Origin of the sequence: Flagellimonas baculiformis (assembly GCF_033441575.1) — a bacterium.
Lineage (GTDB): Bacteria > Bacteroidota > Bacteroidia > Flavobacteriales > Flavobacteriaceae > Flagellimonas > Flagellimonas baculiformis.
Map to the genome: position 1 here is coordinate 1 of NZ_JAUZVW010000004.1, position 15,795 is coordinate 15,795.

General features: G+C 46.7%; 13 protein-coding genes and 1 tRNA gene. 7 read left to right on the plus strand and 7 right to left on the minus strand.

Features of this window, described 5'->3' with window-relative positions:
• The first annotated feature begins 93 nt into the window (after positions 1-93).
• Positions 94-297 (plus strand): hypothetical protein, encoded by a 204-nt coding sequence (locus SD450_RS06705; protein WP_318343862.1) that lies wholly within the window; start codon positions 94-96, stop codon positions 295-297.
• A gap of 226 nt (positions 298-523) precedes the next feature.
• Here the strand turns inward: SD450_RS06705 and SD450_RS06710 are convergent.
• The 5 genes from SD450_RS06710 to SD450_RS06730 form a co-directional block, all read right to left on the minus strand.
• Positions 524-597 (minus strand) — tRNA-Asp (locus SD450_RS06710).
• Positions 598-722: 125 nt separating this feature from the next.
• Positions 723-1,649 carry a DUF58 domain-containing protein gene (locus tag SD450_RS06715; protein ID WP_318343863.1) on the minus strand — a complete coding sequence of 309 codons (927 nt, stop codon included), beginning with the start codon at positions 1,647-1,649 and terminating at the stop codon, positions 723-725.
• 74 nt (positions 1,650-1,723) lie between these two features.
• Positions 1,724-2,041 carry a thioredoxin gene (gene trxA, locus SD450_RS06720; RefSeq protein ID WP_072877983.1) on the minus strand — a complete coding sequence of 106 codons (318 nt, stop codon included), beginning with the start codon at positions 2,039-2,041 and terminating at the stop codon, positions 1,724-1,726.
• 103 nt (positions 2,042-2,144) lie between these two features.
• Positions 2,145-6,530: a DNA polymerase III subunit alpha gene (gene dnaE, locus SD450_RS06725; RefSeq protein WP_318343864.1), complete on the minus strand. Its 4,386-nt coding sequence runs from the start codon at positions 6,528-6,530 to the stop codon at positions 2,145-2,147.
• 142 nt (positions 6,531-6,672) lie between these two features.
• Entirely contained in the window at positions 6,673-7,128 is a 456-nt protein-coding gene (locus SD450_RS06730) for a ferritin-like domain-containing protein (protein WP_318343865.1), read from the minus strand.
• A 262-nt stretch (positions 7,129-7,390) separates the two neighbouring features.
• Here SD450_RS06730 and SD450_RS06735 point away from each other — a divergent pair, with 262 nt between their 5' ends.
• A complete protein-coding gene (locus SD450_RS06735; RefSeq protein ID WP_318343866.1) occupies positions 7,391-7,957 on the plus strand; it encodes a 30S ribosomal protein S16 in 567 nt (188 codons plus the stop codon).
• A gap of 12 nt (positions 7,958-7,969) precedes the next feature.
• Positions 7,970-8,497 carry a ribosome maturation factor RimM gene (rimM, locus tag SD450_RS06740; protein WP_318343867.1) on the plus strand — a complete coding sequence of 176 codons (528 nt, stop codon included), beginning with the start codon at positions 7,970-7,972 and terminating at the stop codon, positions 8,495-8,497.
• Positions 8,498-8,570: 73 nt separating this feature from the next.
• Here rimM and SD450_RS06745 read toward each other — a convergent pair whose 3' ends face one another.
• A complete protein-coding gene (locus SD450_RS06745) occupies positions 8,571-9,317 on the minus strand; it encodes an outer membrane beta-barrel protein (protein ID WP_318343868.1) in 747 nt (248 codons plus the stop codon).
• A gap of 31 nt (positions 9,318-9,348) precedes the next feature.
• Here SD450_RS06745 and SD450_RS06750 point away from each other — a divergent pair, with 31 nt between their 5' ends.
• Both SD450_RS06750 and SD450_RS06755 read left to right on the plus strand, forming a co-directional pair.
• On the plus strand, positions 9,349-10,059 hold the full coding sequence (locus tag SD450_RS06750) for a tRNA1(Val) (adenine(37)-N6)-methyltransferase (protein WP_318343869.1): 711 nt from the start codon (positions 9,349-9,351) through the stop codon (positions 10,057-10,059).
• Between the two features lie 43 nt (positions 10,060-10,102).
• Complete coding sequence (locus tag SD450_RS06755) at positions 10,103-11,281, plus strand: acyl-CoA dehydrogenase family protein (RefSeq protein WP_318343870.1); 1,179 nt, start codon at positions 10,103-10,105, stop codon at positions 11,279-11,281.
• Here SD450_RS06755 and SD450_RS06760 read toward each other — a convergent pair.
• Positions 11,274-13,574, minus strand: a complete 2,301-nt coding sequence (locus SD450_RS06760) for an FdhF/YdeP family oxidoreductase (protein WP_318343871.1) — start codon at positions 13,572-13,574, stop codon at positions 11,274-11,276. The genes SD450_RS06755 and SD450_RS06760 overlap by 8 nt on opposite strands.
• A gap of 113 nt (positions 13,575-13,687) precedes the next feature.
• On the opposite strand from SD450_RS06760, the gene SD450_RS06765 reads away from it, so the two are divergent.
• Together SD450_RS06765 and SD450_RS06770 are read left to right on the plus strand one after the other, a co-directional pair.
• Complete coding sequence (locus tag SD450_RS06765; RefSeq protein WP_318343872.1) at positions 13,688-14,947, plus strand: Y-family DNA polymerase; 1,260 nt, start codon at positions 13,688-13,690, stop codon at positions 14,945-14,947.
• Complete coding sequence (locus tag SD450_RS06770; RefSeq protein ID WP_318343873.1) at positions 14,944-15,393, plus strand: LexA family protein; 450 nt, start codon at positions 14,944-14,946, stop codon at positions 15,391-15,393. Before SD450_RS06765 ends, SD450_RS06770 begins: the two co-directional genes overlap by 4 nt.
• Positions 15,394-15,795: the final 402 nt, after the last annotated feature.

Sequence of the window (15,795 nt, forward strand, 5' to 3'; positions counted from 1 at the left end):
TAGATCAAATCTAGGCAGTTCGTTTACCCTGGTCAGTTTCATCCGGCGAAGGTGGGTCACTTTACCCGGCTTATCCACCATAAAGCCAATGTAATGCGAGATTACATAAATACGGTAAAAGAGCAAGCCTTAAAAAAGGGCAACCTAAACGATAAATTAAATGAATGGATTAATTGGGCCAACAAAAAAGCTGATTGGATAGATCCATTAACAGATATCGATGAAGACGAATTATTAGGCATTTTTGATGAAAAATATTTGAACGAAGAAAAAACAAAACATTCTTGGTGGCATTAATTACCATAATCATATTTAATCTATTCGGTTTTGATTAACATTGATTGTATTTGCTTTATAATCCACAAAATAAATCCTTGTAAAATGCTGTAAAAGGATAAAAAAGAAGCAAAAATGCAGCACGAATGCAGCACGCTAGATAGAATGTGGTTTTCAGATTAAAGTATAAATAATTGAAAATCAATTGTATAAAACCAAAAAAGCCCCGAAAAATCGGAGCTTTTTGCGGTCTGGACGGGACTCGAACCCGCGACCCCCTGCGTGACAGGCAGGTATTCTAACCAACTGAACTACCAGACCAATGATTTTATCTTTAGGGACTCTGACAACAGCCAGATTCAAATCTTGTTCATTTGCTTTTTTAAAGCGAGTGCAAATATACATTGCCAATTCCGATTCGGCAAAACATTTTTTTAAAAATATGATCAAGCAAATTTTTGTCGCTCGATCATGAAGGAATTCAACACCTTTGAGAAGTTGGACCGGATATCAACATCCACATATTTGATTTGGTACTGCGCACACCGAAGCTTGAGGTCCTCTTGGTATTGGGTCACTTTTTCCGAATAGGCCTTTTTTATGGAATCTGCATACAGGTCGATGTGAGCCCCGGTCTCCACATCCACAAAACGTTTGGGTGTGTTTCCAAACTCAAAATCGATTTCATGGGTATAGTCCAGCAGGTGAAATAGCACCACGGAGTGCTTGTTGTATTTTAAATGGCGAAGGGCCTCAAAGAGCTTGGCTTCTTCAGTCTCTGTCTGGAACATGTCCGAAAAAAGAAAGATCAGGCTCCTGCGATGCATCTTTTCCGCAATTTGATGGAGAAAGGTATATGTCCTTGTGTTTTTTGTCCCTTCAGGCGTAGCGACCTCGTTCAACTTGGAATAGAGCATTTGGAAGTGCCTCTCGCTGCTTTTCTCCGGGGCGTGGAAGTCATACGTGTCCGAATAGATGCTCAGGCCAACAGCGTCCCGCTGCTTCTTCAATAGCTCCATAAGGGCGGCAATGGCCAGTACGCCGAAGCCAATCTTGTTGAGATTGTCCAGCGAAAGGTTTTTCACTTCAGGGTAGTACATCGAGGACGAATTGTCCAAGATCATATGGCATCTCAGATTGGTCTCGTCCTCATACCGTTTGGTGTAGAGGCGGTCCGTTTTGGCGAACAGTTTCCAGTCGATGTGTTTGGTACTCTCCCCAGGGTTGTAGATCTTATGTTCGGCGAATTCGGCCGAAAACCCATGGAAGGGACTCTTGTGGATACCGCTGATGAAACCCTCCACGATCTGGTGGGCCAAAAGCTCCAGATTTTGGAAAAGTTGTGCTTTGTGAAGTTCCGATCTGATATCCATACGTGTTGGAAATATAAAACAAAAAAGGCTTGGCATTTGCCAAACCTTTTTTAAAATCGACGTTCAATACCTATTTATAGGGCCGCATCAATGGCCTCGGTATATACTTTTTTGGGAGATACCCCTACTTGACGATTGACCACCTCACCGTTTTTGAAGACCAAAACAGTAGGGATGTTGCGCACACCATATTTGGCAGCGAACTGCTGGTTGGCGTCAACGTCCACTTTACCTACCACAGCTTTGCCGTCGTATTCTTGGCTCACTTCTTCAATGATCGGGCCGACCATTCTACAAGGTCCGCACCAAGCTGCCCAAAAATCAACGAGGACAGGTTTGTCGCTTTTCAAAACTACTTCGTCAAAAGTCGCATCTGTTATTTCTAGTGCCATCTTATTTGTTTTATCGTTATGCAAAGTTAGTCAATTATTGTCCATCTAACTTACGCCCAAGGCATTCGTTTTGATTATCGCGCCATTGGCAATAGTTATGGGGCTAATTCAACTTGTAATGGATTTCATGTGCCTCCAGTTCGGAAAGCAGTTCACTGTTGATCTTTACCTTTTGTTTTCGGCTTGATAGTTTGAGTTTGATCTCGTCCTTCATCTCATAGATCTCAAAACTGAGTGGGTGTTCTCCTTTGTGTAGTCGTAAGGTGTCCTTCAAGGTCTGGATGCGGTTTTCCTGAAGACGGTCCAGGTCCAGTTTGATGGTGAGCTTCTTGGCATAGGCATCCATCACGTCCTGGAGCTGTTTGAAATCATTGAACTGCAATCGGGGCTCCCCCTTTTTGCCCGTGTCCCGGTTCACCCAGCCTTCGCGTACAAATGCCTTGACATAGACAAAGGAATTGATCATGAAAAAATGGCGGAACTTGAGGTATTCTTCCCCAAATATGCGGAACTCGTGCGAATCCGTATAATCTTCCAAGGTGAAAAGGGCCCAACCTTTACCGTTCTTTGAGACCCTGTGCTGCACATCGGTGATGACCCCGGCAACGGACAGCTCCCGGTTCACATACTCTTCCAGATTTTGGAAAGCAGAAACACTGGTGTTGCAGAACGCGGTGATCTCTTTTTTGAAATCATCCAAAGGATGCCCGGAGATATAGATGCCCACAACTTCTTTTTCCCGTCTCAATTTTTCCATGGTGCCCCAATCCTCGCAGGGGGGGACAATGGGTTCCGGTATCTGGACCTCACTGGCATCGCCGAAGAGGCTCACCTGTGAAGAGTTTTGATTCTCTTGGAATTTCGCGCCATACTTCACGGCCTTTTCCAAAAAGGTGATGCCATCACCATCATGATGGAAATACTGGGCCCTGTGCGTGTTGGCGAACGAATCGAAACCCCCGGCAAGGGCCAGGTTCTCGAAAGCTTTTTTGTTGGCGGCCCTGAGATCCACGCGTTTGGCAAGGTCAAAAACAGATTTGTACGGACCATCCTTTTTTCGGTTTTCCACAATGGTCTCCACGGCGGAGCGACCCACTCCTTTGATGGCACCCATCCCAAAACGGACCGCATTGTCCTTGTTCACGGCAAACTTATAGTAGGATTCGTTCACGTCCGGCCCCAAAACTTCCAAGCCCATGCGCTTACATTCCTCCATAAAGAAGGTCACCTGTTTGATATCGTTCATGTTGTTGGACAGCACCGCCGCCATGTATTCAGCAGGGTAGTGGGCCTTCAAATAGGCCGTTTGGTAAGCGATATAGGCGTAGCAAGTGGAGTGGCTCTTGTTGAAGGCATAGGAGGCAAAGGCTTCCCAGTCCTTCCAGATTTTTTCAAGGACATCCCTTGGATGACCATTTTTTTCCCCACCGTCCAAGAACTGCGGTTTCAATTTTTGGAGCAGGGCGAATATCTTTTTACCCATCGCCTTTCGCAAAACGTCGGCATCACCTTTGGAGAAACCGGCCAATTTTTGGGAAAGCAACATCACCTGCTCCTGATAGACCGTGATCCCGTAGGTTTCCTTCAGGTATTCCTCCATATCGGGGAGGTCATAGGTAATTTCCTCATCCCCGTGTTTTCGGGCAATGAAACTGGGGATATATTCCATGGGCCCAGGTCGGTACAGGGCGTTCATGGCGATAAGGTCATCAAAAACCGTGGGTTTCAGGTTTTTCATGTGCTTTTGCATCCCGGGCGATTCGTATTGGAATATCCCTACCGTATCCCCCCTTTGGAAAAGTTCGTAGGTCTTTTCATCATCCAACGGAAAATCATCGGGCACCAGTTCTATTCCTGTACGGGCCTTCACAATCTTTACCGTATCCTTAATGAGGGTCAATGTCTTTAGTCCCAAGAAATCCATTTTCAACAGACCGGCACTTTCCACTACGGAGTTGTCGAACTGGGTCACATAGAGGTCGGAATCCTTGGCGGTGGAAACGGGCACAAAGTTGGTGATGTCGTCTGGGGTGATGATGACCCCGCAGGCATGGATACCTGTATTTCGAAGCGATCCCTCCAGTACCCTTGCCATGTTCACCGTTTGGCCCTCCAGGTCGTCTCCTTCGGAAATGTTCAGCAGTTCGTTGACCTTGTCCAGTTCGTCCGACCGGAATTTTTTCTTTAGTTCCGCTTCATCCACTCCAAAGATCTTGTTCAACTTGGACATATTGGGAATCAGCTTCGCAATACGGTCTGCATCGCCCAGAGGCAGGTCCAGTACCCTTGCGGTGTCCCTAATGGAGGATTTGGCGGCCATGGTTCCGTAGGTGATGATCTGTGCCACCTGGTTGGCCCCATATTTGTTGATCACATATTCCATGACCCTGCCGCGGCCCTCATCATCAAAATCAATATCGATATCGGGCATGGACACCCTGTCCGGGTTCAGGAAACGCTCAAAAAGAAGGTCGTACTTGAGGGGGTCGATGTTGGTGATGCCCAAACAATAGGCGACCACAGATCCTGCGGCAGATCCCCGCCCCGGACCTACGGACACATCCATGTTCCGGGCTTCGCGGATAAAATCTTCCACGATCAAAAAATAACCCGGATATCCGGAGTTTTTGATGGTCTCCAACTCAAAATCGATACGCTCGCTGATTTCCGGAGTGATTTCCTTGTACCGTTTTTCCGCTCCTTTATAGGTGATGTGCCTCAAATAGGCATTTTCCCCACGTTTGCCCCCGTCTTCGTCATCTTCCTTTACCTTGAACTCCTCGGGAATGCCAAATTTGGGCAGCAGGATGTCACTGGCCAGATCGTAGGGTTCCACTTTGTCAATGATCTCATGGATGTTCAAAATGGCCTCGGGAATATCCTTGAAGAGTTCCTTCATTTCATCCGAGGACTTGAAGTAGTATTCCTGATTGGGAAGGCCATAACGGTACCCACGCCCTCTTCCAATGGGAGTGGAGCGTTTTTCGCCATCCTTCACACACAGGAGAATGTCATGGGCCTCGGCGTCTTCCTTGGCGCAATAATAGGTGTTGTTGGTGGCCACCAATTTGATGTTGTGGTCCTTGGCCATTTGCATCAACACTTGGTTCACGCGGTCCTCGTCTTCCTGTCCGTGGCGCATGATCTCTATGTACAAATCGTCCCCGAAGAGGTCTTTCCACCACAAAAGGGCTTCTTCAGCCTGTTTTTCGCCCACGTTCAGGATTTTGTGGGGGACTTCCCCGTAGAGGTTTCCGGTGAGTGCAATGACATCCTCTTTGTATTGCTCCACAATCTTTCTGTCTATCCGCGGGACGTAATAGAAACCATTGGTGTAAGCTATGGAGGACATTTTGGCCAGATTGTGGTAGCCTTTCTTGTTCTTGGCCAGCAGCACGATCTGATAACCGTAGTCCTTTACATTTTTATTGGTGTGGTCCTCGCAGACATAGAATTCACAACCGACGATGGGGGTGATTTCTTTTTCGGTGGGTTGCTCGCCCTTTCCCTGGAGTTCCTTGTTCTTTTCCTTGACACTTTTGTTGTGCGCCATGATCTCTTTCACAAAGTGAAAGGCACCCATCATATTGGCGTGGTCGGTCAGGGCAACGGCGGGCATGCCGTTCTGTGCCGTGGCCTTTACCAGGTCCTTGATGTCGATAGTGGACTGGAGCACGGAAAATTGGGAATGGTTGTGCAGGTGGGCAAAGGGGGCATCTTCCAGGGTCTCAATGTTTTCCTGGATTTCTTCTTCGGAAATTTCACCGGTATCCTTGGCCCAAAGTGCATCAGCAATTTTTTTGGAGGCAGCCTTTAGGTTGATGTGCTTGAGCCCGATGAGTTGTATTTCCTGGGGATTGGCCTCGGAAAAGCGTTCGAAATAATCGGGCTGCACGTCCAGTTCCTCAGCAGTGAAATGCTTCTTTCGCACCAGTTCCAAAAAGCATCGCGTAGTTGCTTCCACATCCGCGGTGGCATTGTGCGCCTCGGCAAAGGGTTCACCGAACAGGAACTCATGGAGCTCGGTCAAGGTGGGCAGCTTGAACTTGCCCCCCCGTCCCCCGGGAATCTTACAAAGTTCTGCAGTGTATTCGGTACAGGTATCCAATACAGGGAGCTGGGTCAAAGGACTCTCGACACCCCCTCGATGGAACTCGCACCCCATGACATTGATGTCGAACCCCACATTTTGGCCCACCACAAACTTGGTCCGCTCCAGAGCTTTGTTGAACGCTTGCAACACTTCATGGAAAGGGGTTCCTTTTTCTTCCGCCAAGGCAGTGGAAATACCGTGGATCTGTTCCGATTCGTAAGGGATGTTGAACCCTTCGGGTTTGACCAAGAAGTCTTGGTGCTCCACCAATCTACCCATTTCATCATGCAATTGCCACGCAATCTGCACGCACCTTGGCCAATTGTCGGTGTCGGTGATGGGGGCGTCCCAACGTTTGGGCAATCCAGTGGTCTCCGTATCAAAGATCAGGTACATAAGCTATGGTTCTCGGTGAAAAAAAGCAATGGATAAAAATACGGAAGAAGACGGTTTTGGGAAAATGGAGTTTTCATGATTTATCAACCAAAAAAAAGCCGGGGTTTCCCGACTTTTCCTGATTTATAAAGGAACTTCTTGCTTATGACACGGCAGCCTCAAATATATCGGCTGTATCCAAGGTCTCCCTGATGGCATTTCGATGGCGCATCAATAGGCCCTCTGTGGATGGGGGCAGGACAAACTCCTTATCCTGCAAGATGTCATTATAGGTGGCGATGGCTTCTTTTTCACCACGATGCACCTCTTTCAATATGGCCTCTTCGGTATTGGAGGCAATCAATGATCTAAAGTCGATCCAAGAGCGGTGCAGGGTTGCCTTTCCACTTCCCCCTTTATCGGGAGCTTGGCCAAATGAGCGTATCTCGGATTTTAATTCATGTCCAAAATTGTGCCGTTGCTGGGCCCTATCCAGGAAAAATTCCTCAAGTGTTTTGTTATCTACCTTTTCGGCGACTTGTTTAAACCCTTTTTCTGCATCATAGGTTCTTTCCAAAAGTTCATTCAACTTGTTCGACATTTCTACGGTGTACTTCATGATTTCATTTTTTTAGGTTCTGACTGTCGACTTTCGACAACTTCTATATATATAATGTAAGGGATGTCAGCCCCTTTCCAAAATTTCCACCATGGTTTAAGATGGGTTTAACGGGATGTGGACCAATTGTTAAGCCATTTAACTTTTTTTGTTTTATCGCTGTGCTATAAACAAATAAGTGTATATTTGCACCCGCTTATACGAAAAGCGATTATTGAAAGAATTAATAACAAGGGTCGGGCACCCTACAAATTAATGTGATATGCCAGTTAGAATCAGACTTCAGAGACACGGTAAAAAAGGTAAACCATTTTATTGGGTGGTTGCCGCAGATTCCAGATCAAAAAGAGACGGTAAATTTTTGGAAAAATTGGGCATCTACAACCCCAATACCAATCCTGCTACCATCGATTTGGATGTGGACAGCTCAGTTAAATGGTTGCAGAACGGTGCGCAGCCTACCGATACTGCCAGGGCCATCCTATCTTACAAAGGAGTATTGTTGAAACACCACTTGTTGGGCGGTGTGCGCAAAGGTGCACTTACCGAGGAGCAAGTAGAGGAAAAATTCAACGCTTGGTTGGAAGAAAAGGAAAAAGGAATCCAGGCCAAAAAAGAGGGGTTGAGCAAAGCTGATGCTGAAGCGAAGGCCAAAGCATTGGAAGCCGAGAAGGAAGCCAATGAAAAAAGGATCGCTGCCGCTGCACCTGCCGAGGAAGTAGTGGAAGAAGTTGCCGAGGAAACAGCGGAAGTTGCTGCAGAAGAAGCTCCAGTTGAGGAAACTGCCGAAGCTCCTGCTGCTGAGGAAGCTGCCAAAGAAGAAGAATAAGACTCGGGAACGATGCGCAAGGAAGATTGCTTCTACCTGGGCAAAGTCGTTTCAAAATATAGTTTCAAAGGGGAGGTATTGGTCAAACTCGATACCGATGAACCGGAGATATACGAAAATATGGAATCAGTATTTGTTTCATTGGGAAACAATCTGGTTCCATTTTTTATTGACCGTTGCCGCCTCCACAAATCAAATCTGCTCCGTATCGATTTTGAAGAAGTAAAGGATGAGCCAACGGCGGACAAACTGATAGGTACGGAACTCTATTTGCCATTGACCTTGCTGCCACCACTTTCGGGCAACAAGTTTTACTTCCATGAGGTCATAGGGTTCACGATGATGGATGGCGTCCATGGGGATATCGGCATCATTAAGGCCATCAACGACAGTGCCTCGCAAGACCTTTTTGAGGTGGACAAAAACGGGAAGGAACTTTTGATCCCTGTCAGTGATGAGATCATCACCAAGGTGGATCGGAAAACCAGGACCATCCATGTGAATACCCCCGAAGGTTTGGTGGAACTGTATTTGGGTTAATGCTGTTTTCAGGTTAAAAGAAAAGCCCGAACAACTGATGTCCGGACTTTCCTCGGTTATGAAAAAGAAAAGTTTACTTTTTCCACTTGCCACCGCCTAGATAAAAACCAAGCGAGATGCCCAAGTAAGAGTTTTTTACCTCTGCACCTTCTCCTAAATCAGATTTTCCAATAAGATTGTAGGAAGCAGCCAATCTGAATTTGCCGGCTTCAAAACCAGCTCTCACAAGACCGCCAAATTTGCCATCCAATTCTACTTCATCGGACTCAAAACCTTCAACGTCAAAACCAATATTGGCCAATGAACTGTAGCCTACACCTGCACCCAAAAATGGAGCAAAGGATGAGCTGCCGGAGTTGAAATAGTAATCAAAAGTGCCAGCATAAGACATACTCGCAGCCAAGCTTGCCTCTAGCGAAACACCATCAGAACTGACATTCTTGGCCATGGCAGCAGACTCAAAGCGGATACCCACGTTCATGTTGTCGGCAATGTTGTACTTGGGTTCAATCGCAAATAGAACACCGCCACCACCACTGGGCATAGTGTATCCGAGATCAAACCCAACACGGAATTTGTTCTGTTCTTGAGCTTGGGATACTTGAACCACAGCTAGCAAAAGTAGGAATGCAAAAAAGGTTTTCTTCATAATCATAAAGTTTAGATAATTTGGTAATGATTTATTTGGGGATGCCCCCTGATTAATAGTCCGGCAAGAAACTATATTCATTCGACCTAATTTGTCCTGAATTGATGGATGCCCTGTTTTACTTAACGAATGCCCTGTTTGAATGGACGGATGTAATTTTTGTACAGACATTTTTATGTATAGATATAATATCTTTGAACCTATGGGACCATTTAAATTCAAAGAATTTACCGTCCACCAAGATCAATGCGCCATGAAAGTGGGAACCGATGGGGTGCTGTTGGGAGCATGGGCCTCTTTGGACCATCGACCTGAAACCATCTTGGATATTGGAGCAGGGACTGGAGTCATCGCTCTCCAATTGGCACAGCGATCAACCGCGGAAACCATTGATGCCATTGAGTTGGATGAAAACGCCTATGAACAATGTGTAGCCAATTTTGAGGGCTCGCCTTGGGCAGACCGACTGTTCTGTTATCATGCAGGTTTTGATGAGTTTGTGGAGGAAATTGAGGACCAATACGATCTAATCGTTTCCAATCCACCCTTTTATGCCGAAGAAATGGCAAGTGGAGATACATCACGCGATCAGGCAAGGCAGAGTAGTTCCCTTCCGTTTGATGAACTGTTGAAAGGTGTTTCGGGACTGTTGTCCGAAGGAGGCCTATTTTCCGTTGTCACACCTTACAAAGAAGAGCAGAGGTTTGTGGCACTGGCGGCAACGTCGGGTTTGTACCCAAAACGTATAACTCGGGTGAAGGGAAATCCCAATGTGGACTACAAAAGGAGTTTGATGGAATTTGGATTTTCCAAAAGCGATATCGAGGAAAGTGAATTGACCATAGAAAGGGGACGCCATGAATACACCGAGGAATATATCAGATTGACCGAAGCATTTTATCTGAAAATGTAACAATATCCAAACGTAATGTTATATTTGGTTAAAATTATAGCGCATGAAGCCCGACTTATTTGAAGCCCCCGATTATTACAATTTGGATGACCTGTTTTCCGAAGAACACAAACTGGTCCGTGATGCGGCCCGGCAATGGGTAAAGCGGGACATATCTCCCATCATCGAGGAATTTGCCCAAAAAGCGGAATTCCCCAAGCAGATTATTGGGGGATTGGCCGAAATCGGGGCCTTTGGACCCTATATTCCAGAACAATACGGAGGTGCCGGATTGGATCAGATCAGTTACGGTCTCATCATGCAAGAAATTGAACGAGGCGACAGTGGGGTTCGCTCCACGGCATCGGTTCAGTCCTCGTTGGTCATGTATCCCATTTATGCCTATGGCTCCGAGGAGCAAAGACAAAAATATTTGCCCAAATTGGCTTCTGGGAAATGGATGGGCTGTTTCGGGTTGACCGAACCCAATCACGGTTCCAATCCTGGCGGCATGGAAACCAAGTTCAAGGATATGGGCGATCATTACCTGTTGAACGGGGCCAAACTCTGGATTTCCAACTCACCTTTTGCCGACGTTGCGGTAGTCTGGGCCAAGAATGAGGAAGGTAGGATCCACGGATTGATCGTGGAACGTGGCATGGAAGGTTTTTCCACTCCGGAAACCCACAACAAATGGTCGCTACGCGCCTCCGCCACAGGGGAATTGATATTCGACAACGTAAAAGTGCCCAAAGAAAACCTTTTACCTGGGAAATCTGGACTCGGCGCCCCACTCGGCTGTCTCGATTCCGCTCGATACGGTATTGCCTGGGGAGCCATCGGGGCCGCTATGGACTGCTATGACACTGCATTGCGCTATGCCAAGGAACGCATCCAGTTTGGAAAACCCATTGCAGCGTTTCAACTTCAGCAGAAAAAATTGGCCGAAATGATCACGGAAATCACAAAAGCACAATTGTTGGCGTTTCGTTTGGGGCAATTAAAAATTGAAGGTAAGGCTACAACGGCCCAAATTTCCATGGCGAAGCGGAACAATGTGGAAATGGCCATCAAAATAGCCCGGGAGGCCCGACAAATGTTGGGCGGTATGGGCATCACCGGGGAATACAGCATCATGCGCCACATGATGAACCTCGAAAGTGTGATCACTTATGAAGGTACCCACGACATCCATTTGTTGATCACAGGAGCTGATATTACGGGCATTCCTGCTTTCAAATAGTTTTTTCAACTGTCACTTTAATGGATTTACTGATGGGAGTGTTGCTCTTGTCCGCAAAATGGTTGTAAGGAACCAATAGGTTCGTTTCTGGGAAATAGGCCGCCATGTTCCCTTTGGGAATATCATAAGGAATAACCAAAAATTGTTCGGCGGTGCGTTGGATGCCATCATACAGGCTATGCAGGTTCACCACATCCAGTTTTTGCAATTTCCGTTTGTACATATCCTCTTGGTTCATAAAAACGACCCGTCGTTCGTTATGGACACCTCGATAGCGATCGTTCAATCCATAAATAGTGGTGTTGAATTGATCGTGTGATCGAATCGTCATCAGTAGTAGCTCATCTTTTTTAAGCTGATGGTCTGGCAAGGTGTTGAAGGAGAGCTGGGCCTTTCCGTTGGGCAACATCCGGAAATCGCGTTCCCTCACATTATTGGGAAGGTAATACCCAAAACCTTTGGAACGCTCACTGGTATTGTCAAATCCTTTCACCACTTTGTCGATATAACTTCGGATGAGGTTGTAATCCTGACCCATGGCAAACCAATCCACGGAATGGTTGCCCCGAAAATAGGTGTGGGCCAACAGGGCAATGATTTCCGGTTCACTCTTGATGTGTTCCGAAGCAGGTTTCAACAATCCCTTGCTTTGGCGCACCTTGCCCGTGCTGCTTTCCATGGTCAAAAATTGAAGGGAACCGTCCTTTTCGTCTTTTTCGGAACGACCGAAAGTGGGCAAAAGCAATGCTGTTTTGCCAGTGACCAAATGGCTGCGGTTCAGTTTGGTGCTGATCTGCACGGTCAAGCTACAATTTTGAAGTGCTTTGGCAGTGTATTGGGTGTCCGAGGCAGCCATCAAAAAATTGCCTCCCAAACAAACAAAGACCTTCGCCTTGTTTTCATGCATCGCCTCTATGGCTTTTACGGTATCGTATCCCGGTTCGGTTGGTGGTTCAAATTGGAGGTGTTCCCGTATTTTCTCGTTCAAGGCTTTGTTCACAAAATGCATGATGCCGACGGAACGATCTCCCTGCACATTGCTATGCCCGCGCACAGGACAAGTACCGGCAAATGGTTTTCCAATGGCACCTTTTAACAACAGAATGTTCACGTATTCCTGAATGCACTGGACCGCATTTTTGTGTTGGGTGAGCCCCATCGCCCAACAAACAATGATTTTCGAATTTTCCGCCAACAATTGCACCACATGGTCAATTTTTCGCATGGAGACCCCAGTTCTGCGCTGCAAGGTCTCAATGTCGTATCGGGCCAGATCTTTTAAAAGCTCATCATATCCATCCACATGGTCCACGATGAATTCATGGTCCAGGACGTTCGAATTTTTGGCATCCAAAGCGACCAATTTTTTTAGGATCAGTTTGGCCAAGGCAATGTCTTCATTGATCTTAACGGGCAAATGGATGTCGGCCATGGCCTGCCCACTGCCCAGCATATCTGTTATGTTCTGCGGATTTTTAAAATGTACCAAACCTGTTTCGGCCAATGGATTGATACTGATAATTTTCCCTCCGTTACGCTTGCATTTTTCAAGAGCCGATAACATTCTGGGATGGTTGGTACCCGGATTTTGCCCCACCACCAAAATCACTTCCGCGCCGTAAAGGTCATCCAAGGTCACGGAGCCTTTGCCGATGCCCAAGGTTTCGGAAAGGGCCACCCCGGACGATTCATGGCACATATTGGAGCAATCGGGCATGTTGTTGGTGCCAAACGCCCGTGCGAACATCCCATACAGAAAGGCTGCCTCGTTGCTGGATCTTCCGGAAGTATAAAAAATGGCCTCGTTGGGATCGCTGAGTTGGTGCAGTTCGTCGGAAATTAGTTCAAAAGCCTCTTGCCACGCGATGGGTTCGTAATGAACACTGTCCGGTTTCAGTACCAAAGGTTCCACGACCCGTCCCAATTTGTTCAGTTCGTAATCACTGAGTTTGGATAGCTCCTCCACGGAATGTTGGGCAAAGAAATCCGCTCCGATATGGTCCTTGGTGGCCTCATCGGCCAAGGCCTTGGCCCCGTTTTCACAGTATTCGGCAATTTTGGAGGGATGTTCCGGCACTGGCCAGGCGCAGCTCGGACAACGAAACCCGTCCTCTTGGTTCATTTCGAGCAAGGCCTTCATGGATTTGGCAATGCCCATCTCCTTAAAGCTATGCCGAAGCGCCTCTTTTACCCCCAAAAGGCCAGCAGCGGTGTGCATGGGTTCCTTTAAGTGAATTCCAGTGAATTTGAGGTCCCCGGTGAGTGAAATATTCCGTGCTGTATCTCTTTTCATAATGGGCCAATGGTGTAATTTTGGTTCCATTGGAATGGAATTGAATTACGTTGAGTCTTATTTGTTACGTTGGATTTCCTATGTAATTTAGGAAAAATCAAGTACTTTGGAGCATGTTTGCCTTGGTGGATTGCAATAACTTCTATGCTTCGTGTGAGCGGGCCTTTCAGCCCCAGCTCAACAATGTTCCTGTGGCCATTTTGTCCAATAACGATGGTTGTTTCATCTCGCGTAGCGATGAAGCAAAAGCACTTGGATTGCCCATGGCCGCCCCCGAATTCAAGTATAGGCAATTTTGCAAGGAGAAGGGAATCAAGGTCTTTTCCTCCAACTATCCCCTCTATGGCGATATGAGTACCCGGGTGATGAACATTTTGGGCGCCTTCACGCCTGATTTAGAGGTGTACAGTGTAGATGAGGCCTTTTTAAAGTTTGATGGCTTCGAGCATTACGATTTTGAGGCTTACGGCAGGGAAATCCAACGGACCGTTCAAAAGTGTACCGGCATTCCCATCAGCATAGGGATAGCGCCCACAAAGGCCTTGGCCAAGGTGGCCAATAAGATTGCCAAAAAATTGAAGTCAAGGACAGGGGGCGTGTATGTGATACAGTCCGAGGAAAGGCGCATAAAGGCACTGAAATGGACCAAAATTGAGAGTGTTTGGGGCATTGGGCATGGAAACCTGAAACGGGTTCAGACCCAGAATGTAAAAACGGCCTATGATTTTACCCAATTGTCGGATGAATGGGTGCGGAAGCAAATGGCAGTCATTGGGCTACGGTTGAAAAAAGACCTGCAGGGCATCCCCACATTGGATTTGGATGACGATACGCGTGATAAAAAGGCCATAGCCACCACAAGAAGCTTTGAAAGCACCTATTCCGATATCGAGAACATCAAAGAACGCATCTCCACCTTTGCCAGCAGTTGTGCCGAAAAATTGCGAGGTCAGGGCAGCAGTTGCAATCATATTGTGGTTTTTTTGCGAAGCGACAGACACAAAAAGGATGAGCCGCAGGATAGGGGCAGCCTCATCGTTACCTTACCTTACGCCACGGATTCCAGCCTTACCATAAGCAACTATGCTGTCAAGGCGGCCATTGCACTTTTCAAGCCAGGGATCAAATACAAAAAAGCGGGGGTGATTGTGTCGGGGTTGGTGCCCACCAACGCAAGACAATTGGATTTGTTTCTGTCCGAAAACCCCAAACATCAAAAGCTCATGCAAGTGATGGATGGCATCAATGACAAGTATGGCGGCCATAAGATGAAGATTGCCAATCAGGATCTGGAAAGGACCTGGAAGATGCGACAAGAACATCTTTCCCCAAGATATACCACAAACATCAATGAAATCATTACGGTGAAATGACCTCTAAAAAGCCGATGCATACCGAACCGCTCACTTTCTTTTCTCCAGATGAAGAAAAGAAAAAGGGTGTCCCTATGTCCAACAATACCGTTTCCGCGGGATTTCCGTCCCCGGCGGATGATTTTAAGGAAAAACGGATCAGTCTTGACCGAACGTTGATCAAGAACAAAGAGGCCACCTTCTATGCAAGGGTAAGTGGAAAATCGATGATAGGGGCCGGGCTGGATGATGGAGATCTCTTGGTCATAGACCGTAGCTTGGAGGCGGAACACGGTAAAATAGCGGTCTGTTTTTTGGACGGGGAATTCACGGTGAAACGACTGCACATGGAAAAAAACACCATCACATTGATGCCAGAAAATGAGAACTACAAACCCATCAAAGTATCCAAGGACAGCGATCTGTTGATTTGGGGGGTGGTCACGTATGTCATTAAGGCATTATGACCATTGGATTTTGAAGGCTTTTTATGTCAAAACCGTCAATTCGAGTGAAATTCCAGGGGAATTTTGCCTGCCTGCGGTAGGCAGGTATCGAGAAATCGAAGATTCAGCCTGCGCTAATCGGTTTTGGGTTTGGAACGCTGGTTCTCGATACAATTTTTCTTCCGAAAAACCACTCGAACTGACAAGTTTCAGTCAAAATGTATAACAGGTTAATATCATGATGAATAGTTTTCTGAAGTCAAAGGCTCGACCTGACAATAAACAGCAAATTTAAAAGGCGTGATTTTAAAAAGGAGTTTTAGAAACATATAAATCCAAAACCTTTGTTATCTTTGCAACGTTGTGTTGGATTCCAGTCGCGATGATTGGAATCAGGTTGAAGCATCAAACCGATGCTCGCCA

Bases quoted from the DNA above. Each gene is read 5' to 3' on its own strand.
- SD450_RS06705 (WP_318343862.1), top strand. From the start codon at position 94: ATGCGAGATTACATAAATACGGTAAAAGAGCAAGCCTTAAAAAAGGGC.
- SD450_RS06715 (WP_318343863.1), bottom strand. From the start codon at position 1,649: ATGGATATCAGATCGGAACTTCACAAAGCACAACTTTTCCAAAATCTG.
- trxA (WP_072877983.1), bottom strand. From the start codon at position 2,041: ATGGCACTAGAAATAACAGATGCGACTTTTGACGAAGTAGTTTTGAAA.
- dnaE (WP_318343864.1), bottom strand. From the start codon at position 6,530: ATGTACCTGATCTTTGATACGGAGACCACTGGATTGCCCAAACGTTGG.
- SD450_RS06730 (WP_318343865.1), bottom strand. From the start codon at position 7,128: ATGAAGTACACCGTAGAAATGTCGAACAAGTTGAATGAACTTTTGGAA.
- SD450_RS06735 (WP_318343866.1), top strand. From the start codon at position 7,391: ATGCCAGTTAGAATCAGACTTCAGAGACACGGTAAAAAAGGTAAACCA.
- rimM (WP_318343867.1), top strand. From the start codon at position 7,970: ATGCGCAAGGAAGATTGCTTCTACCTGGGCAAAGTCGTTTCAAAATAT.
- SD450_RS06745 (WP_318343868.1), bottom strand. From the start codon at position 9,317: ATGTCTGTACAAAAATTACATCCGTCCATTCAAACAGGGCATTCGTTA.
- SD450_RS06750 (WP_318343869.1), top strand. From the start codon at position 9,349: ATGGGACCATTTAAATTCAAAGAATTTACCGTCCACCAAGATCAATGC.
- SD450_RS06755 (WP_318343870.1), top strand. From the start codon at position 10,103: ATGAAGCCCGACTTATTTGAAGCCCCCGATTATTACAATTTGGATGAC.
- SD450_RS06760 (WP_318343871.1), bottom strand. From the start codon at position 13,574: ATGAAAAGAGATACAGCACGGAATATTTCACTCACCGGGGACCTCAAA.
- SD450_RS06765 (WP_318343872.1), top strand. From the start codon at position 13,688: ATGTTTGCCTTGGTGGATTGCAATAACTTCTATGCTTCGTGTGAGCGG.
- SD450_RS06770 (WP_318343873.1), top strand. From the start codon at position 14,944: ATGACCTCTAAAAAGCCGATGCATACCGAACCGCTCACTTTCTTTTCT.